Below are 6,835 nucleotides of genomic sequence, written 5' to 3'. Positions count from 1 at the left end.
TGCGGGTGATCGCGAAGGCCGGGATGTAGCCGGTGGTGGGGATGTGCGGGCCGCGGCACAGGTCGCCCCACACGCGCTCGCCGGTGTGGGCGTGCACGTTGTCGTACGCGGTCAGCGCGCCGGCGCCGACCTCCATGATCTCGCCGTCCTCCTCGGCGTCGGCGGTGCCCTTGAGGTCGACGAGCTCGAGCTTGAACGGCTCGTCGGCGAGCTCCGCGCGTGCGGCGTCCAGGGAGGCGTACTCGCGGCGCACGAAGCGCTGCTTCGCCTTGATGATCTTGCGTATCGCCTTCTCGAGCGACGCGAGGTCCTCGGGGGTGAACGGCCGGTCCACGGCGAAGTCGTAGTAGAAGCCGTCGGTCACCGGCGGGCCGATGCCGAGCTTGGCCTCCGGGAACTGCGCCTGCACGGCCTGCGCGAGGACGTGCGCCGCGCTGTGCCGGATCACCGCCCGCCCGTCCTCGGTGTCCGCGGCGACCGGCTCGACGTCGACGTCGTCCTCGGGACGCCACGCGAGGTCCTTGAGCGTGCCGTCGGGCGCCCGGACGACGACGACCGCCTGCGGCCCGTTGCCCGGCAGCCCGGCACCCCGGACCGCCTCGCCCGCCGTCGTGCCCGCACCGACCCGGACGGTGGCGGCGGGCGCGGGGGCGGTGAGCGAGGACACGGCGGTGCTCCAGGGTCGGTTGCGGTGGCGACGCGGACGGGTGTGCTCCGCGTGGTCCCAGCGTATCGACCGGCACCGACACCGTTCGGAGCCGCGCCCTCGGGTGACGGGGGCGGTCGGTGGCGCTGTCCGTCGACCACGGCCGGGCCGGTCTCCCAGTGGTCCGGGTCGCGACGACGACCACTCCCGCCCCGGGTACGCCACAATGGCGTCGTGGTGGACGGAGCGAGGGCCGGGACGGCTCCCTCGGCGTGCGCGGACGGCGACGGCCGGGTGACGCTGCACGCCGTCGGCTGCCCCGAGCGGGAACCGGGGCGCCACCCCTGGGCCGAGGTGCCCCCGGAGGCCGCCGACCGGATGCGCGCGGTGGTCCTCGAGGCGGGCGACGACATCATCGAGCAGGTGCGCGGCGAGGTCGCCGAGTACGCGCTGTCGATGGACGGTGAGTTCGGCCAGAACATCCGCCGGGGTGTCTCGGTGGCCCTCGGACAGTTCCTGCGCCTGCTCGGGACCGACGACGACCTGCCCGACACCCGGGTCTACTTCGAGCTCGGCCGGGTCGAGCACCGCCACGGGCGCACCATGGACGCACTGCAGAGCGCCTACCGCGTCGGGTCGCGGGTCATGTGGCGCCGCATCTCGGCGGGCAGCGACTCCTACGGCCTCGGACCCGACGGCATCTTCCGGCTCGCCGAGGCGCTCTTCCAGTACATCGAACAGCTGGCGGCGGCGTCGGTCGCCGGCTACGCGCACGAGCAGAGCCTGACCGCGGGGTCCCGCCAGGCCCGCCGTCAGACCCTCGTGGCGGCGCTGGTGCGCACGCCCCCGGCGGAGGGGCCCGAGCTCGAGCGCCTCGTCCGCGAGGCCGAGTGGGCGCTGCCCCGCTCGCTCGCGGTGGCGATCTGCGAGGAGGACGCGATGCCGGCGCTGTGCCGGCGGCTGCCCGGCGACGTGCTCGGCTCGCGCGTCGACGGTCTCGGCGTGCTCGTGGTGCCCGATCCCGACGGGCCCGGGCGCGGCGACGCGCTCGTCGAGGCCGCCGCGGGGGTGCCGGCCGTGGTCGGCCCGACGGTGTCCGTCGACGAGGTGGCGCGCACCGTGGAGCGGGCCCGCGCCGCGTGGCCGCTGGTCGTGTCCGGCGAGATCGGCCCGGAGCCCGACGACGACCGCCCGCGTTCCGCCCGCCCGACGTCGGGCCTGGTGCGCGCGGACGACCACCTGCTCGCCCTCCTGCTGCACGCCGACGTCTCGGTGACCGCCGACCTGGTCGCCCAGCGCCTCGAGCCGCTGCGCCGCATGACCTCCTCCGCCCGCGACCGGGCCGTGACGACGCTGCGGGCCTGGCTCGACGCGCACGGCGACATCGCCGAGACCGCGGGCCTGCTGCACGTGCACCCGCAGACCGTCCGCTACCGGCTCGCCCGGCTGAAGGAGTCGTTCGCGGGCGCGCTGGACGACCCGGTGGCGCGCCTCGAGGTGGCACTGGCGCTGCGGGGCGCGACGTTCGCCGAGCCCGCCGTCGAGGGCTGACCCACCCGGGCCGGGCGAGCCCGCGGCGCCTCAGCGCGCGGGCGGCTCGTCGTGGACGGTGTACACGGTCGCCGGGCTGGCGCCGAGCGCGGCGGCCAGGGCCGGCGGCGCGCCGTGGACCTCGACCCGCGCCCCCGCGGTCAGCCGCTGCATGCGCAGCTGGCCGAGCACCCGCACGAGGGCCGGTCCGCAGTCGCCCTCGAGCGCGGAGAGGTCCACGACGAGCTCCGCCCAGGCCTCGCGGGCGAGGCGGGCGCGCAGCGAGCGGAGGGACCGGACCTGGGCGGGTCCGCTCGGGCCGACGGCGGCGAGCGCCACGCACCCGTCGTCGTACCGGCAGAGCCCGACGCCGGCGCTGACCTCGGCGTGTTCCCGGCCCCGGCGGATCGCGGCGACGCGGGCCTGCTTCCGCCGCGGATCGCTCGCCACGACCGGGGCCGGCGGCGTGACCGGCTCGGCGCGCCGGGCCTCGCGCGTGCCGGGGACGACTGTGGTCATGGCGCACCTCCGCGGAGCGAACGCTGCTCGGGTGAGCCCGCACGGTCTCGACGGGAGGGTCAGCGTGAGGTTCGCCTACGGTGCGAACGTCGAATCGTGACTCGGATCACAGATCAGAGTTCGGAACGGCGGTCCGCCAGGGTCTGCGCGAGGTCCCGGAGCTTCACGTTGAGGTCCTGCGAGGTCCGGCGGAGGGTGTCGAAGGCCTCGTCGGCGGTCAGTCCTCGGCGTTCCATGAGGATGCCCTTGGCCTGCCCGATGACGTCGCGGGAGCGAACCGCCTCGCCGAGCTGGGTGGCGCGCAGCTCGGCCGCCTCCAACACCTGGGCGCCGCGCAGCGCGACGGCCGCGTGGGTGGCGAACACCAGCGCGACGTCGCGGTCGGCGTCGTCGAGCCCGCCCGGGGTGCGCGAGTAGTAGTTGAGCGCACCCATCCGCGGTCCCGCGTCGCGGGGGAACATGCCGGTGGCGAGCACGGAGTGGAGCCCGAGGTCGGCGGCCGCCGGGCCGAACTTCGGCCACCGGGAGTCGTTGCGCAGGTCGGAGGACGCGGCGAACCCGAGACCGCCCTGCATGGTGGCCTCGACACACGGGCCCTCGCCGTGCTCGTACTGCACGGCGTCGGCCTTGCTCGCGACGGGGTCGGTCTCGACCGGCGTCGTGAACTCGCCGTCCTGGCGCCAGGTGACCGAGACGACGTCGGCCCCGACCACGGCCCGCGCGGACCGGACGATCCGCTCGAGGACCTCGCCGACGCCGAGGCCTTCCTCGACCACGGACAGCGCCTCGCTCAGCGAGACGAACTCCTCGGCGAGCGGGCCGAGGGCCTCGTGATCATCGTTCACGAACCGTTTCCGCTCCTCCCGCCACTCCTGCGCGTCGGCCACCGCGGGATCATCGCATCCCGGGGCCGACGAGCAGGATAAGAGCGGCGGTCAGGCGGCGGCCGGACTAACTCGATCGCGCAGGCGGCGCAACGTGGCCACGGCGTCGCGTCCGATGGGCAGCGCGCGCCGCTGCCGCTTCTCGATCGTCGCATGCCCGCCGGGGAGCGAGAGCCGCGCGATCTTCCAGAGCACGCCGCCGTACTGCTTCCACATCGGGCCGGCGTGGTAGGGCAGGCCGTACCGGCGGCAGAGATCGCGGATCTTCGGCGCGACCTGCGCGTAGCGGTTGGACGGCATGTCCGGGAAGAGGTGGTGCTCGATCTGGTGGGAGAGGTTGCCGGTCATCAGGTGCAGCAGGGGCGAGCCCTCGAGGTTCGCCGAGCCGAGCATCTGGCGGACGTACCACTCGGCCTGCGACTCGTTCTCCAGGCGCTCCTCGTCGAAGGTCTCCACCTCGACCGGGAAGTGCCCGCAGAAGATCACGGCGTGCGACCACACGTTGCGGATGGTGTTGGCGAGCAGGCCACCCAGCGCGGCCGGGACGAACGAAGGGCCCGACAGCGCCGGGAACACCACGTAGTCCTTGAGGGCCTGCTTGCCGGCCTTGCGGGCCATCTTCTTGATCTCGGGCATCTTGTCGGCCCAGGTGGCGCGGCCGTCGGCGACCTCGTCGAGCTCGAGGTCGAACGCCGCGATGCCCCACTCGAAGATCAGTGCGAGGCCCAGGTTCGTGACGGTCTGGAACAGGTACTGCGGGTGCCACGGCTGGTCGGGGTCGACCCGCAGCACGTTGTAGCCGATGTCGCGGTCCTTGCCGTGCACGTTGGTGTACGTGTGGTGCAGGTAGTTGTGCGTCTGCTGCCAGCTCGCGGCGGTCGAGACGTGGTCCCACTCCCAGGTCGTGGAGTGGATCTCCGGGTCCCGCATCCAGTCCCACTGCCCGTGCAGGACGTTGTGCCCGATCTCCATGTTCTCGAGGATCTTGGCGACGCCCAGCGACGCGGTCCCGAGCAGGAACGCCGGCGGGAAGAGGGCGCCGAGCAGCAGGGCCCGGCCCGCGATCTCGAAGCCACGCTGGCTGCGGATCACACGGCGGATGTAGCGGGCGTCGGCCTCGCCGAGGGAGGACATGACCTCGTCGCGGATGGCCTCGAGCTCGGCGCCGATGCGCTCGACGTCCTCGACGGACAGGTGCGCGGTGGAGGGCGTGATGTGGGCGCGGCTCGCGCCCGGTCGGCCGGGGCCGGTGGGGGTCTTCGCCTCGTTGACGCGCGTGACGTGCTCGGGGACGACCTCGGTGTTGGCGGTCGTCTCGCGCGGGCGGAGTGCGGGGGGAGTGATCGTCATGCGGTCCTCCAGGGACACCGGGGAGCGGTGGTCGGGAAAGTCTTCGTGCGCACGGGCGGGACGGTGCGCGGGGAGCTCGGCGCTGACCCGTCCGCGCGGCTCCCGGGAGCGGGAGCCGGTCCTCGTGCGATCACACCCCTCGACGGTAGGGACGCGGTCGGCGTGGCTCTACGCGGGAAGCGAGGAGGTGGCGCCGGGTTCTGTTGCATATCCACAAATGCGGGGTCCGCGCACCGGCGACGGACCTTCTGGGCGGTTCGTCCGGGCGCTACCGTCACCGGATGGCCGGCTGGGCGGGGTTCGCGGCGGCGGCGCCGACGATCGCCGAGGTCTTCGCGCGCCGGCACGCCGCGACCGGCAACCTGTGCATGCTCGGCACCCTGCGCCCCGACGGATTCCCCCGGATCAGTCCGATGGAGCCGCGGATCTTCGAGGGCGAGCTGTGGCTGGTCGGCATGCCGGACACCGCGAAGTTCGCCGACCTGGCCGCCGACCCCCGCTTCACGCTGCACACCGCCACGGTCGACACGCACGTCACGGAGGGCGACGCGAAGGTGTGGGGCACGGTCGAGGACGTCCGCGACCCCGCACTGCACGGGCGGTTCGCCGACGCCCTGTTCGCCGAGACCGGGTTCGACCTGCGCGGCCGCACGTTCGACCAGTTCCTCCGCGCGGACATCGTCGGCGCGTCGTCCGTGGCGGTGGGCGGCGGGCACCTCGACATCACGGTGTGGCGCGAGGGCCGGGCCGAGACGGTGGTCCGCAAGCACTGACCCCGGGTCTCACCGCACCGAGCGGGTGAGGAGCCCGGCGAGGGCGCCGCGGTCCGCGCTCCGCGGGGCGTTGCGGCCCACGGGGTCGGCGGCCGCGGTGGTGGCGAGGGCGTCGATCTCGGGGCGGCCGAGACCGAGCGCCTCGCCGTCGAGGCCGGTCGCCACCCCGACGGCCTCGCACCAGCCCGCGAGCGCCTCGGGCAGTGCGGTGACCGGCACGCCGAGGGTCTCCGCGACCCGCGCCCAGGCCCCGTCGTCGGGACCCGTGCCGCCCGAACCCGCCCCGCTCCCGTCGAGCGACCAGGCCACGACCTCCGGGAGCACCGTCCCGAGCGCCCGGCCGTGGACGATGCCGTGGTGGGCCGTGATCGCGTGGCCCAGCGCGTGCACCAGGCCGAGCCCGCTCCGGGTGAGCGCCTGCCCGGCGAGGTGGGCGCCGACGAGCATCTCGGCCCGCGCCGTCGCGTCGCCGCCGTCGGTCACCGCGACGGGCAGCCAGCGCCACACCCGGCGCAGCGCCTCCGCCGCGAACGCCTCCGAGACCGGGCTGCGTCCCCGGCTGACCAGCGACTCCACGGCGTGGACGAGCGCGTCGACCCCGGTCGCCGCGGTCGGGCCCGCCGGCAGCCCGTGGGTGAGCAGCGGGTCGAGCACGGCGATCCGCGGGGTGGTGCTCGCGTCGCCGCAGTAGACCTTGCACCGCCGCGCCGGGTCCTCCAGCACACCGAAGCCGTTGGTCTCGGCGCCCGTGCCCGCCGTCGTCGGGACCGCCACCACGGGCAACCCCGGTCCGGACGACGCGGCGACGAGCCGCGCGATGCCCTTGGCCGCGTCCAGCGCGGAGCCGCCCCCGAGCGCCACGACGACCGGCCGCGTCCCGGGGAAGGCCCCGGCGACGACGGCGGCGCCCGCCTCCACGGCGGGCACGGTCGGGTTCCCGGGGACGTCGTCGACGACGACCGTCGGGCAGCCGACCGCGGCGAGCACGGCGAGGGCTTCGTCGACGATGCCGGTGGCACGCAGCCCGGCGTCGGTGACGACGACGGCGCCGCCGCTGCGGGCGCCCGTGTGGACGTCGAGGACGTGGTCGCCGAGCCGCGCGAGCGAGCCCGGACCGGAGTCGACCGCGGGGC

At 75.0% G+C, this 6,835-nt stretch carries 6 protein-coding genes and 1 pseudogene; 2 read left to right on the top strand and 5 right to left on the bottom strand.

The window, feature by feature from the left end; all coding sequences use genetic code 11:
• A pseudogene (gene thrS, locus AC0CYZ_RS00875) lies at positions 1–667 on the bottom strand (threonine--tRNA ligase); the annotation flags it as partial.
• A 213-nt stretch (positions 668–880) separates the two neighbouring features.
• Between thrS and AC0CYZ_RS00870 the strand changes: the two are divergent.
• Positions 881–2,197, top strand: a complete 1,317-nt coding sequence (locus AC0CYZ_RS00870; RefSeq protein ID WP_472211174.1) for a PucR family transcriptional regulator — start codon at positions 881–883, stop codon at positions 2,195–2,197.
• A gap of 30 nt (positions 2,198–2,227) precedes the next feature.
• On the opposite strand, the gene AC0CYZ_RS00865 is transcribed toward AC0CYZ_RS00870, so the two are convergent.
• The 3 genes from AC0CYZ_RS00865 to AC0CYZ_RS00855 form a co-directional block, all read right to left on the bottom strand.
• On the bottom strand, positions 2,228–2,695 hold the full coding sequence (locus AC0CYZ_RS00865; RefSeq protein ID WP_472211172.1) for a hypothetical protein: 468 nt from the start codon (positions 2,693–2,695) through the stop codon (positions 2,228–2,230).
• 113 nt (positions 2,696–2,808) lie between these two features.
• Positions 2,809–3,582 carry a GAF and ANTAR domain-containing protein gene (locus AC0CYZ_RS00860; protein WP_472211169.1) on the bottom strand — a complete coding sequence of 258 codons (774 nt, stop codon included), beginning with the start codon at positions 3,580–3,582 and terminating at the stop codon, positions 2,809–2,811.
• 48 nt (positions 3,583–3,630) lie between these two features.
• Entirely contained in the window at positions 3,631–4,794 is a 1,164-nt protein-coding gene (locus AC0CYZ_RS00855; protein WP_472211177.1) for a fatty acid desaturase family protein, read from the bottom strand.
• Positions 4,795–5,210: 416 nt separating this feature from the next.
• Here AC0CYZ_RS00855 and AC0CYZ_RS00850 point away from each other — a divergent pair, with 416 nt between their 5' ends.
• Positions 5,211–5,702: a pyridoxamine 5'-phosphate oxidase family protein gene (locus AC0CYZ_RS00850; RefSeq protein WP_472211166.1), complete on the top strand. Its 492-nt coding sequence runs from the start codon at positions 5,211–5,213 to the stop codon at positions 5,700–5,702.
• Positions 5,703–5,711: 9 nt separating this feature from the next.
• On the opposite strand, the gene AC0CYZ_RS00845 is transcribed toward AC0CYZ_RS00850, so the two are convergent.
• Positions 5,712–6,835 (bottom strand): iron-containing alcohol dehydrogenase family protein (locus tag AC0CYZ_RS00845; RefSeq protein WP_472211163.1); only part of this gene is annotated, 1,124 nt, incomplete at its 5' end.

This window comes from Actinomycetospora sp., from assembly GCF_055612215.1.
Note: the sequence above shows the minus strand (reverse complement) of the source record. Positions and strands in the feature narration are given on the sequence as shown.

What these genes read in the sequence shown, in the direction of transcription:
- AC0CYZ_RS00865 (WP_472211172.1), bottom strand. Translation starts at nt 2,695, where the DNA reads ATGACCACAGTCGTCCCCGGCACGCGCGAGGCCCGGCGCGCCGAGCCG.
- AC0CYZ_RS00850 (WP_472211166.1), top strand. Translation starts at nt 5,211, where the DNA reads ATGGCCGGCTGGGCGGGGTTCGCGGCGGCGGCGCCGACGATCGCCGAG.